This is a genomic window from Nocardiopsis sp. TNDT3, from assembly GCF_003427465.1.
GTDB classification, from domain to species: domain Bacteria; phylum Actinomycetota; class Actinomycetes; order Streptosporangiales; family Streptosporangiaceae; genus Nocardiopsis; species Nocardiopsis dassonvillei.
The window spans coordinates 1-2,110 of sequence record NZ_QPFC01000039.1 but is presented as its reverse complement, the minus strand read 5'-3'; the positions used below and the strand labels follow the sequence as shown (position 1 = coordinate 2,110).

At 73.2% G+C, this 2,110-nt stretch carries 2 protein-coding genes; both read left to right on the top strand.

Annotated elements, in window-relative coordinates:
- A partial coding sequence (locus tag DQW06_RS01045; protein ID WP_117197796.1) for a DUF4115 domain-containing protein occupies positions 1-482 on the top strand: 482 nt, incomplete at its 5' end.
- A gap of 172 nt (positions 483-654) precedes the next feature.
- A complete protein-coding gene (gene rimO / locus DQW06_RS01040; RefSeq protein ID WP_013151703.1) occupies positions 655-2,097 on the top strand; it encodes a 30S ribosomal protein S12 methylthiotransferase RimO in 1,443 nt (480 codons plus the stop codon).
- Positions 2,098-2,110 lie beyond the last annotated feature (13 nt).

Genomic DNA, 2,110 nt, shown 5'->3' with positions numbered 1-2,110 from the left:
GCCCCGTGGTCATCGCCGCCCGCCCCCGGCCCGTCGACGCCGTCCGGCGCCACTGGCCCTGGGCCGTGGTCGGGGCCATCTTCCTCCTGGCGCTCTTCGTCGGGGTCCGCACCTGGCAGGACTGGGACGCGGGCAACCCGCTGCGCTCGGCCTTCGACTCCTCCGCCACCGAGAGGACCGTCGACTCCGCCGTGGGGGCGGAGGAGGCCGCGGCGGAGCAGGGGCCCGTCGAGTTCGCCGTCGAACTCGGCGCCTCCGGACGCAGCTGGGTCGAGGTCACCGGGGCCGACGGCGAGGACCTCTACGTCGGCTACCTGCTGGAGGGCGACGTCAAGGAGTACGTGACCGAGGACATGCTCAACCTGTGGGTCGGCGACGCCGGGGCGGTCAGCGTGACCGTCAACGGCGAGAGCTCCGGACCCCTCGGCCTTCCGGGCGAGGTCAAGGAGATCGTCATCGGTCCGGACGGCGTGCAGCAGTGACCGGACCGCGCCCCGGCCCGGAGCGATCCGGGCCGGGGTACGGGCGGGTGAGCCGACCAAGGTAATGTGGGGGGCTGCGGGCGGCGCCGGGCTGCGCCGTGCACTGAGCACGGCCGACCGGTCCGGGACGGCCCCCCGCGCCACCCGAAGCTCTCCCACACGCTTGGAAGCCATGTCATCGCGCCGTACTGTCTCACTCGTCACCCTGGGGTGTGCGCGTAACGAGGTCGACTCCGAAGAGCTGGCCGGGCGCCTGTCCGCTGGCGGCTGGGACCTCGTCGAGGGCGACACCGAGGCCGACGTCACCATCGTCAACACCTGCGGGTTCATCGACGCGGCCAAGCAGGACTCCATCGAGACCCTCCTGGAAGCGGCGGAGAACGGCGGCAGAGTCGTCGCCGCCGGGTGCATGGCCGAGCGCTACGGCTCCGAGCTGGCCCAGGCCCTGCCCGAGGCGCAGGTCATCGGATTCGACGACTACGCCGCCATCACCGACCGGCTCGACGACGTCGTGGCCGGGCGGACCCTGGTCCCGCACGACCCCCGCGACCGGCGCACGCTGCTGCCGATCAGCCCGGCCGAGCGCGACGCCTCCCAGGCCCACGTCCCCGGCCACGCCAGCTTCGCCGAATCCGCCGGGGCCGAGGGCACCGAGCTGCCCTACCGCGCCTCCGTCCCGCGCCGCCGCCTCGTCGGCGGACCGGTGGCCAACCTCAAGATCGCCTCCGGCTGCGACCGGCGCTGCACCTTCTGCGCCATCCCGACCTTCCGGGGGGCCTACCTCTCCCGCCGCCCCGACGACATCGTGCGCGAGGCCGAGTGGCTGGCCTCCGAGGGCGTGCGCGAGGTGTTCCTGGTCAGCGAGAACTCCACCTCCTACGGCAAGGACCTGGGCGACGTGCGCGCCCTGGAGAAGCTCCTGCCCCGCCTGGCCGCAGTCGAGGGCCTGGAGCGGGTCCGGGTCAGCTACCTCCAGCCCGCCGAGGTCCGCCCCGGCCTGGTGGACGTGCTCACCGGGACCCCCGGCGTGGTGCCCTACTTCGACCTGTCCTTCCAGCACGCCAGCGGCACCCTGCTGCGCCGCATGCGCCGCTTCGGAGACCGCGAGCGCTTCCTGGAGCTGCTGGACACGGTCCGCAAGCGCGCGCCCGAGGCGGGCTCGCGCTCCAACTTCATCGTGGGCTTCCCCGGTGAGACCGAGGCCGAGTTCGAGGACCTGGTCTCCTTCCTCTCCGAGGCCCGGCTGGACGCCATCGGCGTGTTCGGCTACTCCGACGAGGAGGGCACCGAGGCCTTCGGCCACGAGGGCAAGTTGCCCGACGAGGTCGTCGCCGAGCGCGTGGACCGGCTCAACCGCCTCTCCGAGGAGCTGATGACCCAGCGCGCCGAGGAGCGGATCGGTTCGGAGGTCACCGTCCTGGTGGAGACGGTGCTGGAGGACGGCGCCTACGAGGGCCGCGCCGAGCACCAGGCACCCGAGGTGGACGGCAGCACGATCCTCTACGGCGAGGGCCTCGCCGTCGGCGACCTGGTGCGCGCCACCGTCATCCAGTCGGCCGGGGCCGACCTCATCGCGGAGCAGGACGACACCCACGGGGAAGCCGCGGACAGATGAGCACCCCCGACCC

Excerpts from the sequence above, each read along its gene's own strand:
- rimO (WP_013151703.1), top strand. The coding sequence starts at position 655 with ATGTCATCGCGCCGTACTGTCTCACTCGTCACCCTGGGGTGTGCGCGT.